This is a genomic window from Xanthomonas hortorum (assembly GCF_024339125.1).
Lineage (GTDB): Bacteria > Pseudomonadota > Gammaproteobacteria > Xanthomonadales > Xanthomonadaceae > Xanthomonas > Xanthomonas hortorum.
In genome coordinates, this window is record NZ_CP101417.1 from 5006619 (window position 1) to 5023967 (window position 17349).

The window sequence follows — 17349 nt, forward strand, 5'->3', positions numbered from 1 at the left end:
TTCTATTGCCTGGCTGCCGCGTCCGGCTGCTGCGCCTGGCTGCCACGTCGCGATCGCCCAGTGCAGCCAAGATGCTCTACAACTAAAGTTTTACCCCGGCCCGGAATGGCGCCATTGACCGCAGGCAGGCAGGGGGCGACCCTTAAGTGAATCGTTCCTGAGGGGCATGCATGAAAGGGTTCTCGAAGTTGGCCTGGGGCGCGCTGGCGCTGCTGGCCGCGTTCTGTCTGGGTACCGTGGCGCTAAGGCGCGGCGAACATATCAACGCGTTGTGGATCGTGGTTGCCGCCGTCTCGATCTATCTGATCGCCTACCGGTTCTACAGTCTGTTCATCGCCGACAAGGTGATGCAGCTGGATATCACCCGCGCCACGCCGGCAGTGAGCAACAACGACGGCCTGGACTACGTGCCCACCAACAAGCATGTGCTGTTTGGCCACCACTTCGCCGCGATTGCCGGCGCCGGGCCCTTGGTCGGCCCGGTGCTTGCCGCACAGATGGGCTACCTGCCCGGGCTGCTGTGGCTGGTGGTCGGCGTGGTGTTTGCCGGTGCGGTGCAGGACTTCGTGGTGCTGTTTCTGTCCAGCCGCCGCAACGGCCGCTCGCTGGGCGATCTGGTGCGCGAGGAAATGGGCCAGGTGCCCGGCACCATCGCCTTGTTCGGCGCATTCCTGATCATGATCATCATCCTGGCGGTGCTGGCGATGGTGGTGGTCAAGGCGTTGGCCGAGAGCCCGTGGGGCATGTTCACGGTGATCGCCACGATGCCGATCGCGCTGATGATGGGCGTGTACATGCGCTACATCCGGGTCGGCAAGATCGGCGAGATTTCGGTGGTCGGGCTGATCCTGTTGCTGGGCGCGATCTGGCTGGGCGGCAAGGTTGCCGCCGACCCGAGCTGGGGCCCGGCCTTCACCTTCACCGCCAAGCAGATCACCTGGATGTTGATCGGCTATGGCTTCGTCGCGTCGGTATTGCCGGTGTGGCTGCTGCTGGCCCCGCGCGATTACCTGTCCACCTTCCTCAAGATCGGCACGATCCTGGCGCTGGCGATCGGCATCCTGGTCGTGATGCCGGATCTGAAAATGCCGGCCCTGACCCAGTTCGCCTCCACCGGCGATGGCCCGGTGTGGAAGGGCGGCATCTTCCCGTTCCTGTTCATCACCATTGCATGTGGCGCAGTCTCCGGCTTCCACGCGTTGATCGCCTCGGGCACCACGCCCAAGCTGCTCGCCAACGAAGGCCACATGCGCTACATCGGCTACGGCGGCATGCTGATGGAATCGTTCGTGGCGGTGATGGCGCTGGTAGCGGCCTCGATCATCGAGCCGGGCATCTACTTCGCGATGAACAGCCCTGCTTCGCTGGTCGGCAGCGACACCGTGGCGGTGGCGGCCAAAGTCTCCGAATGGGGCTTTGCGATCACTCCCGAGATTTTGGAAGCCACCGCAAAGGACATCGGCGAGCACAGCATCCTGGCACGCGCCGGTGGTGCGCCCACACTGGCCGTGGGTATCGCGCAGATCCTGCACCAGCTGCTGCCGGGCGAAGACACCATGGCGTTCTGGTACCACTTCGCCATCCTGTTCGAAGCGCTGTTCATCCTCACTGCGGTGGATGCGGGTACGCGCGCGGGCCGCTTCATGCTGCAGGACCTGCTGGGCAACTTCATTCCGGCATTGAAGAAGACCGAGTCGTGGACCGCCAACATCATCGCCACCGCCGGGTGCGTGGCGCTGTGGGGGTATCTGCTTTACACCGGGGTGATCGATCCGTTCGGCGGCATCCAGACCTTGTGGCCGTTGTTCGGCATCTCCAACCAGATGTTGGCCGGGATCGCGCTGATGCTGGGCACGGTGGTGCTTTTCAAGATGAAGCGCGACCGCTACGCCTGGGTCACCATCGTGCCGGCACTGTGGCTGCTGATTTGCACCACGTATGCAGGGCTGATCAAGATCTTCGACAGCAACCCGGCACAGGGTTTCCTGGCGCAGGCGCACAAGTATCAGGACGCGATCGCCAGCAACACCATCACCGCGCCGGCCAAGACGGTGGCGCAGATGCAGCAGATCGTCACCAATGCCTACGTCAACACGGGGCTGACGGTGCTGTTCCTGTTCGTGGTGGGTTCGATCCTGATCTACGCGGTCAAGACGATCGTGATTGCACGCCGCAATCCGCAGCGCAGCGACCGCGAAACTCCGTACGTGGCCTTGCAGCCACATCAGATGGCGGACCTGTGATGGGCACCCAACTCGTCCTTGCCAGCCAATACCAGGTGCATCGCCGCATCTGGCGCCGCCTGATCCAGACCGCACGCCTGTGCTGCGGCATTCCCGATTACGACAACTACGTGCGCCACATGCTGGAAAAACATCCCGACAAACCGGTGATGGACTACCCGGCCTTCTTCCGCGAGCGCCAGGACGCGCGGTACGGTGGCAAGAGCGGGTTTCGTTGCTGTTGATCGGTGATCGGTGATCGGTTGATCAAGAAGTAGAAACGCAACAGGGCGCGATGCGAATCGCGCCCTGTTGCGTTGATGGCAATGCGTTGGTTGCAGAGCGGTTGATCTGCGGATTTGCTGTAGGGCCCTTGCCCACCCACCGTCGCGGGACACGCCGCAAGTACGTCCGTGTAGGCTCTTACGCGGCATCCATGCCGCGTAAGGTCCCGCGACGGTGGGCGGGCAAGGACCAGTCGAGACGGTCGGTGTGCAGGGTGCAAGCAATGCATGAGGCGCTTCTAATTCGCTAACTCTCCTCTTCTTTCGACCCGCACCAGTAAGCCAATGCAACTAGCCAGATGGCCCGCTTTCCACCTAGGGAACCTCTGAACAACGCACCACAGATACGCGACACTACCCGCCTGATGTTGAGGAGTGATCCATGCAACTGACGTTCGGTGACGCTGAGGGCCTGGGCAAGCGCAAGCAGACCCGGCGCGAGATCTTTCTGGCCGAGATGGAGCAGGTGGTTCCGTGGCAGCAACTGCTCGGTCTGATCGCGCCGCACTATCCGGTATCGGGCCGGCCAGGTCGGCAGCCGTACGCACTGGCGACGATGTTGCGGATTCATCTGCTGCAGCAGTGGTATGCGCTGAGCGATCCGGCGATGGAAGAAGCACTGCACGAGATCCCGACCTTGCGGCGGTTTGCCCAGCTCGGTGGCTTGGACAACGTTCCGGACGAGACCACGATTCTCAACTTTCGGCGCCTGCTGGAGACCCATGGCCTTGCCGCGCGGATGCTGGAAGCGGTCAACGCGCATCTGGCGCGCAAGGGCCAGAGCCTGCGGTCGGGCACGATCGTCGATGCGACGCTGATCGCGGCGCCCAGTTCGACCAAGAATGCCGACAACGCGCGCGACCCTGAGATGCATCAGACCAAGAAGGGCAATCAGTGGTATTTCGGGATGAAGGCGCACATCGGCGTGGATGAATTTTCCGGGTTGGTGCACCACGTCCATTGCACAGCCGCCAACGTCGCCGATGTCACGGTGATGCACACGTTGCTGCATGGCAAAGAAGACAGCGTGTTCGGCGATAGCGGCTACACCGGTGCGGACAAACGCGAAGAACTGCAGGCCTGCAAGGCTGCATTCTTCATCGCCGCCAGGCCCTCGACGATGCAAGCCCTCGGCAACAAACGCGAGCGTGCTCGGGAAAGACGTTGGGAACACTTCAAGGCCAGCGTGCGCGCGAAGGTGGAGCATCCATTCCGGGTGATCAAGCGCCAGTTCGGCTACACCAAGGTCCGCTATCGCGGCCTGGCCAAGAACACCGCGCAGGTGCTGACCTTGTTTGCGCTATCGAACCTGTGGATGAAGCGAAAGCAGTTACTGCCGACGATGGGGAACGTGCGCCTGTAACCCGGGCAACACCCTGCAAACGCGCCGGAAACGGCAAAAAAATCGAGGATCTGAGCGCCGTCAGCCTGGTCGATGTGGTTAGGCTCATCCTCCGATGCCGTTGATCAGACCATCCCTAGCTACCGACGAACGTTCTGGTGCGGTGTCCTCACCGCTTGCGGGACCATGTGGCGGCATGGATGCCGCCACTGAGCCTCCAGGGACGGATTCACGGCGTGTCCCGCAAGCGGTGAGGGCACCGCGCGCTCGACTAACCAGGCTCTTGATCTAACGCATTTGACTGCAGCCAAACCAAGCGACGACTCGACCTCCTCAGCTAGCGCGCTTTTGCGCGAGCCGCTCGAACAACGCAGGTAAATCGCGCATATCGTCGAACACCTCCAGCACGCCGATCCGTCGCAGGGTGTCGCCGTGCCCTTGCGGAATATGGCTGGCGCCGGTAAAGCCCAGTACCTGCATGCCCGCCGCCATTGCGGCCGTCGCACCGGTGGGGCTGTCTTCGATCACCAAGCAACGCTGCGGCGCCACGCCCAGTGTGCGGGCGGCCAGCAGATAGACATCCGGCGCCGGCTTGGGCCGCTCCACCATATCGGCACTGAAGATATTGCCTGCCGCGCGTGCGGTGAGACCGACGCGTTCGACCGAGGCGATCACATTGTGGCGGCGGCTGTTGGAGGCTACCGCCAGCGGCAACGGGATCTGTTCCAGCGCGGCGCGTGCGCCTGCAATCGGCTGCACTTGCGCCTTGATCAAGGCTTCGCTGCGCGCCTGAATCTGTGCCAGCAACGTCTCTGGCAACTGCACCGAGAAATGCTCCTGCACCCGCAGCAACACCTCATGCGTGGTCTGCCCGAACGTGGTCCCCAGCAAATGCTCCAATGCCTCGGCCGGCACGAATGTTGCCAGTGCCTCACGCATCACTTGGTCGGCCAGTATCTCGCTGTCGACAAGCACACCATCGCAATCGCTGATCAGTAAGTCGTAGACCATTGCACCCATCTGCTCGCAAAGCACCATTATGCCGGCCGGGTTGTGACCGTTGGCTGTGGCCGGTTGCACGCGTGCGCAATGCCCGTCGTGATGCACAGACCAACGAGCAGCGGCAAGCGGGCTGAACAAGTGAAATCCGCAGCGCCGGCGCATGTCACACAATCTTACCGCGCGTCGTTCGGGCAGCTGGTAGGATCGGCCCCGCTGCGGAAGGACTTCATGCAGCGTCATCAGGAATGCGATCAGGAGAAGGAGATTTCGATGCAACCGCGATTCCCTGCCCTGCTCGTTCTTGCGACCTCGTTTCTCGCGGTCTCATGCACCGCCTCGCCCGGTGCCAAGGAGCAAACCACCATGTCAGCTACGCTGCAGGATCACACCGTCGCCTTCCGCGACCCCAGTCTGACCGACATCGCCAAGGCCATCGCGCATGGTGACGTCGCCCGAATCAGTGCACTCGCCCCCACTGTCGATCTCGCCGCACACGGCGATCAGAACGTCACCTTGCTGGAGTGGGCGATCTGGAACGAACAACCACGCGCACTGGCCGCATTGCTCGACGCGGGCGCAGATCCGTCATTGCCTGGCATGGACCAGGAAACCGTCGTGCATATGGCCGCAATGGCGCAGGACCCGGAGTATCTGAAGGTGCTGCTGCAGCACAAGGCGCCGATCGATGTGGTCAGCGCGCGTGCCGGCTGGACGCCGTTGTTCCGCGCTGTGCAGAGCAAGCGCGATGCGCAGATCGGCCTGTTGATCGAGGCCGGTGCCGATGTGCAGCGTGTCGACCACACCGGCAACAGCGTGCTGCATCTGGCCGCACAGAGCGGCGCGGCAAGTCCTGCAGTGCTGCAATTGCTCAAAGCCGGTGTGGACCCCACGCTGCGCAACGCGCAGCAGAAAACCTTCCAGGCGTATTTCTTCACCACCCCGGATCGCTTGCTCAATGCCGCCGGCCAGCAGGTCAGGTCGGAGGTACGCGCATGGTTGAGCGCGCACAACATTCCCGTGGAAAGCAGCCGCTAAGCGGGCTTTTCGCACGACGAACGCAAGGAGCCGCGCATGAGCCCGTCAAATCCCACTGATTCCTCCACTCCGTTCGCAGAGTCGATCCGCGGACAACAGCCACGCCCGGAAGACCAACAGTTTCCGGCAGTGCTGCAAGACCTCTACGCGACTGCCTCGCAGCGACGCGAAGGCAGCGCTGAAACTTTTACGCCCCTGCCCAATGGCTGGACGCGCATGGACGACAGCACGCTGCAACGGGCAGGTATCGACCCCAGTTTGCTGCACGATGCTAAAAGCGGTTTCGATGCCGCGTTCTACCGCAACGATCAAGGCAACGTGGTGCTTGGCTTTTGCGGCACCGACGAAGGCAAGGACTGGAAGCACAACATCGGCCAGGGCCTGGGCTTCGACGATGCGCAGTACGCCTCCGCAATTCAACTGGGCAGCCAGGCCAGGCAGGCATTTGGCGACCAGGTGGTGATCACCGGTCACTCGCTTGGCGGCGGTCTGGCGGCGGCATCGGCGATGGTCAACGACATCCCCGCCGTGACCTACAACGCCGCAGGCGTCAGCGACCGCACGCTGGAGCGGCAAGGTCTGGATGCATCGGCGGCCAAGGAGTACGCCAGCAGCGAGTTGATCCGCGGCTACCACGTCAAGAACGAGATCCTCACCCATCTGCAGGAAGACAGCATCCCGTTGAAGTGGGCGATGCCCAATGCGGCCGGCCATCAGATCGAGCTGCCGGAGCCGGACCCGTTGTCGTTCGGGCGACGCCTGGTGCCAGGCATGATGTTGATGCACCGCATGGACCTGCACGGCATGGACTCGGTGATCAAGGCGCAGGACATGCAGTCGCCGAGGCAGGCGCAGGGCACGACCCTGCACACCGGCAGCCAGCTGTTCAACGATGCAGTAGTGCAGCTGGACAGCCAGCGCGAGAGCCTGGGGCTGCGCGACGACACCGCGTTTCTCAACACGGCCGCCAGCGTGGCCGCGCGCGCAAGCAGCGACGGCTTGCAACGGATCGATCACCTGGTCCCCAGCCGCGAAGGCGACAGCCTGTTCGCGGTGCAAGGCCGCATGGACGATCCGACCCATCTGCGCAGCCAGGTGCAGACCGCGGCGGCGGCTAACGAACCGGCGCAAGGCAATGTCGGCCAGCTGCAGCAACACAACCAGCAGCAGGCGCAATTTCAATCGCAGCCGCCCTCCCCGCAGCAGGAAGAGCATCGCCGCCTGATCCAGTAGTCGTCGTTGCCAGTCTCAGGGCACTGGCGCGCGCCAGTGCCTGGCTCAGCCCGCGCCCGCCATCGCGCGCAAGGTGATGCCGACCATATAGGCCAGATAGGTGCCGGTGGCATAGCCCATCGTGCCGAGCAACACACCGACCGGCGCCAGTGCCGGGTGGAAGGCCGCAGCGACCACCGGCGCCGACGCCGGGCCACCGATGTTGGATTGCGAGCCGATTGCGAAATAGAAGAACGGCACCCGCAGCAACCGGCCCAGACCCCACAGCAGCGCGATATGCACAGCGATCCAGATCAGCCCGAGCAGGAACAGCCATGGCCGGTCCAGCAGCGCCAGCAGATCCATCTGCATGCCGATGCAGGCGATCAGGAAGTACAGCAGCAGCGTGCCGATTTTGGAGGCGCCAGCCCCTTCCAGCGTACGGGCGCGGGTGAAGCTCAGCAGCAAGCCCAGGCTGGTCGCCAGCACCACCACCCAGACGAACGGGGTGTCCAGACTGAACTGGCTGGCCCAGCTCAGGTTGGCCTTGCACCATGCCGCGAGCGGATTGGCCAGCGCATGCGCCAGGCCGACGCCGCCGAACGCCACCGCCACGATCACCATCAAATCGGCCAGCGTGGGAATGCGCGCGTGTTCGGCCTGGAAGCGCGCCATGCGCTCCTGCAAGGCATCCAGCGCCCGGGTATCGGCGCCGCTACGCGCATCTATGTTGCGCGCGCGCCCGGCCAGGAAGATCAGCACCGCCATCCACACATACCCGACACCGACATCGACCACCGCAAACTGGCCGAAGGTGGTGGCGTCCACATCGAAGACTTCGCGCATCGCCAGCATGTTGGCGCCGCCGCCGATCCAGCTGCCGGCCAGCGCGGCCATGCCGGCCCAGGTGTCGCCAGCCACGGTGGCCGGATGCAGCCAGCGCATCGCCCAGAACGCGACCACCGCACCCAGCATAATGCTCAGCGACGCGCCCAGGTACATGGCGACCAGCTTGGGCCCCAGCCCCAGGATCGCGCGCAGGTCGATACTCAGCGTCAGTAAGATCAGCGCCGCCGGCAGCAGCACGTCGCGGGCGATCGGGTTGTACAGACGGGTGTTGGCACCGTCGATCAGGCCAACGGTGTTGTAGATGCCCGGCAGCAGATAGCACAGCAACAAGGCCGGCACCACGGCATAGAAACTCCGCCACGGGCCGCGCTCGCGCGAGGAGGTCCAGAACACCGCCCCCAAGGTGGCGGCAATCAAGCCGAAGACGACGATATCGTTTTGAATCAGCGCAGAACCGGCAGCATTCACTACGGGCGGACATCCAGAAAGTGGCCGCCAATGCGCGGATCGACCTACAGCGGCCGATGGCATGAATCTAGCCGACCCGGGCCTCTACGCACACCCTGGTATCGATGTTGACATCAGCATCGTCACTACGAGCCTGCCGCAGAGATGATTCGTGGGCTGTGCGGGAAAGCCAATCGCCGATGTCGCAGATGTAAAGCGAACAGAGGTAGTTCTTCTAGATGTTTGTCAGACGCTCTCAGCCATACCGCCGCACCACGCGTTCGCCCTCGGCGGTCTTCAACACCACGCCGCTGGGCTGGCCAGTGGTCAGGCAATGCAGCCTGGCCATCACCTCGGCGTTTTCCAACGCGCCCTGCTCGCGCAGATAACGCAGCGGCGACCACTGCGGCCGGGTGACCCACCAGCCGCCCTGCTCGGGATGGATGCGTACAACGTAGCGGGACTCGTCCATCAGGCCTCCGGCCGGTGCGTGCAGCGATCGAACGATGGTGGGTAACGCGTGCGGGCTATCGCAGCGCGCTGCGCGTGGGAACGCGTTCTCCCATCAGCATGCCGACGTGCCCTTACTCAAGGGGCCGCGGGAGAGTGGCCAAGGGCCCCGCGTCCGGCATAGCCAGAATGTTCTTTCGATTATGGGAATACCGTCGGGTGGACACTGGCAGTGCGGTAGGAAAATTCTTACATGACACCGCTCATGCGCAGCGCTACAGTCGACCCTAAGCGGCGAACAGACGTCGCGAGCGGCCGTCAGATGGCGCGGACGGTGGCAGCGGGGAGGTCAATCGCGCTTGGGAAGTGCCTCGGGGGAGGAGTTGCATGCATCTGCTCAGGAAGTTCCAGTTTCCGGTCAAATCCGCGATGGTGGTGGGTTATGTCCTGGTGATCCGGGAAGCGATCGTCTTGTGGTCCTGAGTACGTCAGGCCTCTGACGCTCAGGCTGCCGCATCGCACGGACCGAGACCCGTCATGGCGTCTCAGTCCGCGTCCACCCAGCCACGCTGTTGTGCGGCTGCCAGGTCGGCGGGCGTGTCCACGTCCAGCGCGAGTGCCGGTGCGCTCACGCAGCCCAGCGTCTGCACGTCCAGGCTGGCGAACAGGCCGCGCAGGCCGCTATCGGCCTGCAACGGCACATCTGCCCACGCGGCATGCGTCACCACTGCGGGGATGCCACGTACCCCGGCGTAGCCGCTGGTGGCGCACCCCGAGGCTGCATGACCGGCCTCTTCGAGTAGCGCACGCAGATGCGGTGCGTCCAGCGCGGGTTGGTCGCAGCCCAGGATCAGGCTGCGCCGCAGCGTTGTGTCGTCCTGCACGTAGTGCCGTAGCGCGGCCAGGCTGGAGCCCATGCCTGCAGACCAGTCGCCGTGCCGCAGCACTTCCACCTCCAGACCTTGCAGGACATCGGTCAGTGCGTCGGCCTCTGCGCCCAGCACCACCACGCAACGGCGCGGCGAGGTCTGCAGCGCGAGACGCGCGAAGCGACGCAACAGTGGCTCGCCATCGCGCATCAGCAATTGTTTTGCCCGGCCCAGACGACGGCCGGCGCCTGCGGCGAGTATCAGTGCAGCATGATCGCTGCTCATGCGCTCGATGCCGTCGTGCGTGGCGAAGAACCTCGCGGTATCGGCTGTGAATCGCGTCGTGAACGGCTTATCTGCCCATTGCAAATGGGTGCCATGCTTGCATGCGACGGACCTTGGTCAGCGTCGCGAGATGCGTCGTCATCGTGATCAGAAAATACGGTCATGGCGACGTCGCGCGTAGTGGAGATGCGCTCAGCGTAGAGATCCGACTGTGCGTGCGGGGTGACTACGTGGCGCGTGTCTGCGGCACTTGTTGGCAAGGAATCCGCGCGCCGGGAGCGACGCGGCTAAACCAACCAATGCCCAATAATACATATTAGAAATAATTCAAATTAAAGCAGCCTCTTGCCCGGCTGACACTCGGTGTTTCTGCTTTTTCAAGCAACCGTCAATGGTGAGCATCCGTGCGCTGATCTGGCGCAGCGGCCTATCGCCTTACGCACTTCGTGCAGCAATACCGCGAGCCAACCCACCACTTCCCACCGCAGCAGCCTGCAGATCGGCGACCGCCTGCGTGGCCTCGGCGACGATGCCGAGCGCGATGGTGTGCGGCGACGAGCGTCCCATGCGCCAACCAGCGGGTACTCGTACACGCGCCAACGCTGCGTCGTCGTGGCCGAGCGCGCGCAGTGCCTGCAGACGCGCTTCGCGTTTGTGCCGGCTACCCAGAATGCCGATACAGGCGACGTTGGATGCGAGCCCACGATGCGCGACCTGCAGATCGATATCGCTGTCGTGGGCCAGGCTGTACAACGCGCTGTCTGCATCCAGCACCACATCCTGCAACGCCTCGCTCAACGCGCGGCGATCGTAGTGTTCCGGGGCCAGGCCAGGCGGTGGTTCGCTGGGACCATGCGGTCGCAGCACGCGCAGCTCGATGCCCATCTGGCTGGCCAGGGTCACCAACACCAGCAGCGCAGGATCGGCGCCGACCAATATCAATCGCAATGGCGGCCGATGCGTGCGCAGGAATTCGCTGGCGCGTACATCCTGCGTATTCGCCGGGTAGCGCACTGCGCCGGACTCTCGATCCAGCGCGACGTGGAACGCGCGGCGATGCTGACGCGCATTGCGCCAGCGCGCCAGATGCTCGCCCAGATCCGGCACCGGCCAGACCAGCACGCCGATGCGTCCGCCACAGCTGAGCTGGATGTCGAGCACCTCGCTGCCCTCGCCGTAATCGAGCCAACGCGGCTGGCCGTCGCGCAGTGCCGCGATGGCTTCGTGCGCCACCGCCGCTTCCACGCACCCGCCGGAGACGTAACCGGCCACCCGGCCGTCTGCGCTGATCGCCATCTCGCTGCCCAATGGGCGCGGCGACGAGCCTTGCACATCGATCAGCGTGGCGATCGCCACCCGCTGCCCTGCCCGATGCCAGGCGGTGAGCGTGGGCAGCAAATCGTCGTGCAACGCATAACTCGGCCATGCCGGCCATGCCGGCTCAGCCGGCGGCGCATGCGCGACCGGGGCCACCAACGCACTCACGCGCGCAGCAACTCGGGCATGTGCGGCAGCAGCTTGTCGAGCGTGACCGGATAATCGCGCACGCGCACGCCGGTGGCGTTGTAGACCGCATTGGCGATGGCCGCAGCGACGCCACAAATGCCCAACTCGCCCACGCCCTTGGCCTTCATCGGCGAGGACATCGGGTCGCTTTCTTCGAGAAAAATCACTTCCTGATGCGGGATGTCCGCATGCACCGGCACTTCGTAACCGGCCAGATCGTGATTGACGAAAAAGCCCAGCCGCTTGTCGACCGCCAGCTCTTCCATCAAGGCGGCACCTGCGCCCATGGTCATGCCGCCGATCACCTGGCTGCGCGCCGATTTGGGGTTGAGGATGCGTCCGGCGGCGCACACCGCGAGCATGCGCCGGATGCGTACCTCTGCAGTGGCGATATCCACGCCGACTTCGACAAAGTGCGCACCGAACGTGGAGAGCTGATGCGTCTTGGACAAATCACCGAACTCGATCTTGTCTTCCACCACCAACGCACCGTTGGCCGCCGCATCACCCAGCGCGATGCGCTTGCCGCCTGCGCGTACATGGCCGTCGGCGAATTCGGCCTTGGCCGGGTCCAGACCGAGTTGCTTGGCAACGGCTTCGCGCAGCTTCACCGACGCTGCATACACGCCGGCCGTCGAGCTATTGGCGCCCCACTGACCGCCGGAACCGGCCGATGCCGGAAAGCTGGAATCGCCCAGGCGCACATCCACCCAATCCAGCGGCACGCCCATCATTTCCGCAGCAGTCTGCGCAATGATGGTATAGGAGCCGGTGCCGATATCGGTCATGTCGGTTTCCACCACCACGCGCCCGCCCTGCTCCAGGCGCATGCGCGCGCCGGAGGTCATCGCCGGTGAATTACGGAATGCGGCCGCCACCCCCATGCCAACCAACCAGCGACCATCACGGGTGCTGGCTGGCTTGGCCTTGCGCTTGGACCACTCGAACCGCTTGGCGCCGTCTTCCAGACACTTGACCAATTGCCGCTGCGAGAACGGACGCTGCGGGTTTTCAGGATCCACCTGGGTGTCGTTGACGATGCGGAACGTGACCGGATCCATGTCGAGCTTTTCGGCCATTTCGTCCATCGCCACTTCCAGCGCCATCAAGCCCGGTGCCTCGCCAGGCGCGCGCATGGCGTTGCCTTCCGGCAGATCCAGCACGGCCAGACGCGTGGCGATCAGGCGATTGGCACCGGCATACAGCAACTGCGTCTGCGCAGCGGCGTTCTCGGCACCGCCCTCAAGCAAATCGCCGGACCAGCTTTCATGCGCGATCGCGGTGATCTTGCCATCGCGCTGCGCACCGATACGGATGCGCTGCAGGGTGGCCGGGCGATGCGTGGTGTTGTTGAAGATCAGCGGCCGCGGCAACATCACCTTGACCGGGCGCCCCACCTGGCGGGCAGCCAACGAGGCCAGCACCGCATCGGCGCGCAGGAACAATTTTCCACCGAAGCCACCACCGATATACGGCGACATCAAGCGGACGTTTTCGCGCGGAATATTCAGCGTCTTCGCCAGATCGCCCGCGCTCCAGTTGATCATCTGATTGGAGGTCCAGACGCTGAGCTTGTCGCCTTCCCACTGTGCGATCGATGCATGCGGCTCCATCATCGCGTGCGAATGGTCGGGCGTGGTGTATTCGGCATCCAGCTGCACCGGTGCGGCTGCAAAGGCGCCGGCGAAGTTACCGACTGCACTATTCGGCGCGCCGCCTTCCTTGGTGACCTTGGCGCCATCGCGTGCTTTTTCCAGATCGTAGGCGCCAACATGGCGACCGTAGTCGACCTTGATCAGCTGGCCTGCGGCACGCGCCTGTTCGAAAGTCTCGGCAACCACCACGGCAATGGCCTGGTGATAGTGCTGAATCTCCGGCCCGCCCAGCAATTTGGCCGTGTTGTATTTGCCTTTGTCCAGCTTGCCGGCGTTCTGCGCAGTGACGATGCCCAGCACGCCGGGTGCATTGCGTGCAGCGCTCAGATCGATGCTGCGGATGGTGCCTTTGGAGATGCCTGCACCGATGACATGGCCGTAGGCCGCGCGAGCAGGCAGGTCGTGGTGTTCGTACGCATACGGCGCCTGGCCGGTGGTCTTGAGCGGACCATCGATGCGATCGACAGGCTTGCCGACGACCTTGAGTTGATCGATGGGATTGGTACCGGCGGGAGTGTCGAATTTCATATCAGGCCCTCGTGTCGGCCAGGATCGCGGTCAAGGTGCGCTCCACCAGCGGCAGCTTGAATGCATTGTGTTCGGTCGGCTGTGCGCCATCGAGCAACACAGAGGCGATGGCACGCGCACCTTGGCGCGACTGCGCTTCGGCGGCTTCGCTGCGCCACGGTTTATGCGCAACGCCACCCACACCCACACGTGCGCTGCCGTCGCGCTGCACGACTGCTGCAACCGACACCAATGCAAACGCATACGACGCGCGGTCGCGCACCTTGCGATAGACATGCGTCCCGCCAATCGGCTTGGGCAAGCTCACCGCGGTGATCAGCTCACCGCGTTCCAGTACGGTTTCCAGATGCGGTGTCTTGCCGGGCGCGCGATAGAACTCGGACAACGGCACGGCACGCGTCTGCCCATCGGGGCGTACTGTTTCCACCACCGCATCCAGCACGCGCATCGCAATCGCCATGTCGCTTGGATGGGTGGCGATGCAGTCTTCGCTGACACCGATCACTGCAAGCTGCCGGTTGAAACCGCCGATCGCCGCGCAGCCGCTGCCAGGCAGGCGCTTGTTGCACGGCTGATTGGTGTCGTAAAAATACGGGCAGCGGGTACGCTGCAGCAGATTGCCGGCGGTGGTCGCACGATTGCGCAACTGCCCCGAGGCACCTGCCAACAATGCGCGCGACAACAGTGCGTAATCGCGACGAACGCGCGCATCCGCAGCCAGATCGGTATTGCGCACCAGCGCACCGATCCGCAGGCCACCCTCCGGCGTAGCGTCGATCGTGTCCAGGCTCAGGCCGTTGACATCGATCAGGTGCGAGGGGGTTTCGATCTGCAGCTTCATCAGATCCAGCAGGTTCGTACCGCCTGCGATGAACTTGGCGCCCGGCTGAAGCGCAGCCTTGGCCGCAGCATCGGCCGGCGAGGTGGCGCGCTCGTAACTGAAGGCCTTCATGCGCGGTCCCCGGCGACATCGTTGATCGCGTCGACAATGTTGGAATAGGCGCCGCAGCGGCAAATATTGCCGCTCATGCGTTCCTGCAGTTCGGGAGTGGTGAGCCTGGTCTTGCCGGTGAGATCTTCAGTGACGTGGCTGGGAATGCCGCGCTTGACTTCGTCCAGCACCGCCACCGCCGAACAGATCTGGCCCGGCGTGCAGTAGCCGCATTGATAGCCATCGTGTTTGACGAACGCGGCCTGCATCGGATGCAGCTTGTCGGGCGTTCCCAGTCCTTCGATGGTGGTGATCTTGCCGCCCTGATGCATGACGGCCAGCGACAAGCAGGAGTTCATGCGCTGCCCATCGACGATGACCGTACACGCACCGCATTGGCCGTGGTCGCAGCCCTTCTTGGTGCCGGTCAGGTGCAAGTGTTCGCGCAAGGCATCCAGCAACGTGGTGCGATTATCCAACGTCAATGTCACCGGCTTGCCGTTGACCTCGAACGCAACTTGGCTAGACGCATTGGCCGGTTCGACCGCTTGACGCTGCGACATCGCATTGGCGGCAGTCGCCGCCATCGAGTGGGTTGCGGCAACGCTGGCCGCCGACGCCGTGCCAGCGATCAATACCTCGCGACGGGTCATCTTGATGTCTCTCATGGCTGGCATCTCCAACAATGCTGGCTTATTCAGTTCTTAAATAATGTGAAGCGTGGCCGGTCACAAGCGCGTGAGTAAGTGCCATCGGCGCGGGCTTGAACACGGAGGTGAAACACAGGGATGGACCGAGTTTAGTGCCGGTCTATGCGCGCATTGGCGGCATGTGGTGCATGCGCCTATGAACCCCGCTCATCATTGCGGCCAGGGATTTCACGACGTGTTCGCATACGCGCACCAGGCGTGTTTCTCGTCATCCAATCACACGCATGGTCGCTCGCAAGCAAGCCGGACAGTGCAACCGTCGGCGATCAAATGACGGCTGCCGAGCACATGCGGAGACAATCACAGATTGGTGCAGCGCTCTTGAATGCCGTACAGCTGCGGTCCAGGGCAACGCGTACGCTGGCACACCCATTGCAGGGTCTTGGTGTCCAGACAGGTAGCCACCGTGACATCAGTCAGCAAGCAACGGCGACAACGTGCACAGCGCATTGCGCTGCACTTCGTGCTGATCGCCTCGTGGCTGCTACTGCTGGGTTCGGAGTACTGGTCGATCCACGAGGAACGCGCCACCGCGTTGCGCACCGCCGAAGCGCAGTCCTTGAATCTGGCCAACTCGCTTGCGCAGCATGCCGGCGACACCATGGCGATCGCCGATGCGGTGTTGTCGGGTCTGGTTGCGCGGGTAGAACACGATCAGGCCTCGGCAGCCGCGCGATCAGCGATGCATGGATTTCTGGTGCGCGAGGCACGCCGCTCGGATCGGCTGCATGGCATTTTCATCTACGCCGCAGATGGCAGTTGGGTGAGTTCGTCGTTGAACAGCGCACCTAGAAAGCAGAACAATGCCGACCGCGCTTACTTCAAATATCACCGCGATCATCGCGATGCCTTGTCGCTGGTCGGCCCGCCCGTCCAAAGCCGTTCCGATGGCAGCTGGGTACTTACCCTGAGCCGGCGACTCAACACGCCCGGTGGCGAGTTTGCAGGGGTGGTGTTGGTCACGCTGCAACTGAAGTATTTCCAGAACTACTACAGCACTTTCGAAGTGGGCCCCAATGGCACGATCGGCATCATCAACGACGATGGCATCGTGCTGGTACGCCGGCCCGACAAACAGGGCGTGATCGGCACCTCGATCGCCGGCACCGCGATCTACGTCAACATCCGCGCACACAAACATGGCACTGCGACCTATCGCTCACCAATCGACGGTGTGAAGCGCATTTCCAGCTTCGCTCCCGCACGCCCGTATCCGTTGACCGTGCTGACCGGTGTGTCGGTGGACGATGCATTGGCAACCTGGCGGCAATCCGCACGCCAGCGGATCGTGATCGCCACGCTGGGGTTTGCACTATTGCTGGCAGTCGGCCTCTGGCTGGATCTGCAATTGCGCCGCATGCATCGCAACGAAGCCAAACTCAGCTCCGAAGCCTGGGTGGACGCGCTGACCGGCATCGCAAACCGGCGTGCATTCGACTACCGGCTGTCGCGCGCGCTGCAGGACGCGGTGCGTCTGCAGGCACCGTTGTCGGTGCTGATGATCGATGTCGACCACTTCAAGCTCTACAACGACACCTATGGCCACGTGAACGGCGATGCCTGCCTGCGTTTGATCGCGCGTGCGATCGCCGAGTGTTCACGGCGCAGCGACGACATTGCCGCGCGCTATGGCGGCGAAGAGTTCGGCATGATCCTGCCGCACACCGACGCTGCCGGCGCGCTGCGCTTGGCCGATGCCGTGCGCAGCGCGGTCGCCGGGCTCGGCCTGATGCACCTGTCCAGCCCTACCAGCGCGCACGTCACCGTGAGCGTGGGCGCGGCGACGTTCGAACCGGGCGAAGCGCCACTGACACCCGACGCGTTCGTGCACGACGCCGACTCGGCGCTGTATCGCGCCAAGCAGAACGGGCGGGATCGGACGTCTGCCTGAGTCAGCCGTCGCACGCATCCGAGGCCCACAAGTACCGCAATGGATGCAACGTCGTTTACCCACTTGTTCGACACGCTGATCCGCGACTAAAGCACCAACACGGCACCAGGGCGTCCCTCTCTGCAGCTTCC

General features: G+C 63.6%; 14 protein-coding genes. 6 read left to right on the forward strand and 8 right to left on the reverse strand.

Going from position 1 to position 17349, the window contains the following annotated elements:
* Positions 1-170 precede the first annotated feature (170 nt).
* The 3 genes from NMB96_RS21555 to NMB96_RS21565 all read left to right on the forward strand — a co-directional run bounded on the left by NMB96_RS21555 (position 171) and on the right by NMB96_RS21565 (position 3869).
* A complete protein-coding gene (locus NMB96_RS21555; RefSeq protein WP_168958884.1) occupies positions 171-2243 on the forward strand; it encodes a carbon starvation CstA family protein in 2073 nt (690 codons plus the stop codon).
* A complete protein-coding gene (locus NMB96_RS21560; RefSeq protein ID WP_005926176.1) occupies positions 2243-2467 on the forward strand; it encodes a YbdD/YjiX family protein in 225 nt (74 codons plus the stop codon). The genes NMB96_RS21555 and NMB96_RS21560 overlap by 1 nt, the downstream gene beginning before the upstream one ends.
* Positions 2468-2888: 421 nt before the next feature.
* On the forward strand, positions 2889-3869 hold the full coding sequence (locus NMB96_RS21565) for an IS5 family transposase (RefSeq protein WP_183086593.1): 981 nt from the start codon (positions 2889-2891) through the stop codon (positions 3867-3869).
* Positions 3870-4181: 312 nt separating this feature from the next.
* Here the strand turns inward: NMB96_RS21565 and NMB96_RS21570 are convergent, their stop codons facing one another.
* Positions 4182-4886, reverse strand: a complete 705-nt coding sequence (locus NMB96_RS21570) for an HAD family hydrolase (protein WP_255087001.1) — start codon at positions 4884-4886, stop codon at positions 4182-4184.
* A gap of 234 nt (positions 4887-5120) precedes the next feature.
* Between NMB96_RS21570 and NMB96_RS21575 the strand changes: the two genes are divergently transcribed.
* Together NMB96_RS21575 and NMB96_RS21580 are read left to right on the forward strand one after the other, a co-directional pair.
* Positions 5121-5885: an ankyrin repeat domain-containing protein gene (locus tag NMB96_RS21575; RefSeq protein WP_162498364.1), complete on the forward strand. Its 765-nt coding sequence runs from the start codon at positions 5121-5123 to the stop codon at positions 5883-5885.
* A 36-nt stretch (positions 5886-5921) separates the two neighbouring features.
* Positions 5922-7118 carry a Tle-like phospholipase domain-containing protein gene (locus NMB96_RS21580; RefSeq protein ID WP_255085668.1) on the forward strand — a complete coding sequence of 399 codons (1197 nt, stop codon included), beginning with the start codon at positions 5922-5924 and terminating at the stop codon, positions 7116-7118.
* 45 nt (positions 7119-7163) lie between these two features.
* Here NMB96_RS21580 and NMB96_RS21585 read toward each other — a convergent pair whose 3' ends face one another.
* The 7 genes from NMB96_RS21585 to paoA form a co-directional block, all read right to left on the reverse strand.
* Positions 7164-8414: a DUF819 family protein gene (locus NMB96_RS21585; protein ID WP_023904581.1), complete on the reverse strand. Its 1251-nt coding sequence runs from the start codon at positions 8412-8414 to the stop codon at positions 7164-7166.
* Positions 8415-8649: 235 nt separating this feature from the next.
* Entirely contained in the window at positions 8650-8865 is a 216-nt protein-coding gene (locus NMB96_RS21590) for a hypothetical protein (protein WP_006448858.1), read from the reverse strand.
* A gap of 523 nt (positions 8866-9388) precedes the next feature.
* Positions 9389-9997 (reverse strand): nucleotidyltransferase family protein, encoded by a 609-nt coding sequence (locus NMB96_RS21595; protein WP_043889325.1) that lies wholly within the window; start codon positions 9995-9997, stop codon positions 9389-9391.
* A gap of 435 nt (positions 9998-10432) precedes the next feature.
* Positions 10433-11482: an XdhC family protein gene (locus tag NMB96_RS21600; protein ID WP_255085672.1), complete on the reverse strand. Its 1050-nt coding sequence runs from the start codon at positions 11480-11482 to the stop codon at positions 10433-10435.
* On the reverse strand, positions 11479-13686 hold the full coding sequence (gene paoC, locus NMB96_RS21605) for an aldehyde oxidoreductase molybdenum-binding subunit PaoC (protein ID WP_183086701.1): 2208 nt from the start codon (positions 13684-13686) through the stop codon (positions 11479-11481). Before paoC ends, NMB96_RS21600 begins: the two co-directional genes overlap by 4 nt.
* 1 nt (position 13687) lies before the next feature.
* Complete coding sequence (locus NMB96_RS21610; RefSeq protein WP_023904585.1) at positions 13688-14638, reverse strand: FAD binding domain-containing protein; 951 nt, start codon at positions 14636-14638, stop codon at positions 13688-13690.
* The gene (paoA, locus tag NMB96_RS21615) at positions 14635-15285 is read right to left on the reverse strand and encodes an aldehyde dehydrogenase iron-sulfur subunit PaoA (RefSeq protein WP_043889326.1); all 651 of its coding nucleotides are present in this window, start codon (positions 15283-15285) and stop codon (positions 14635-14637) included. Before paoA ends, NMB96_RS21610 begins: the two co-directional genes overlap by 4 nt.
* Before the next feature lie 367 nt (positions 15286-15652).
* Between paoA and NMB96_RS21620 the strand changes: the two genes are divergently transcribed.
* On the forward strand, positions 15653-17218 hold the full coding sequence (locus NMB96_RS21620) for a sensor domain-containing diguanylate cyclase (protein WP_374728737.1): 1566 nt from the start codon (positions 15653-15655) through the stop codon (positions 17216-17218).
* Positions 17219-17349: the final 131 nt, after the last annotated feature.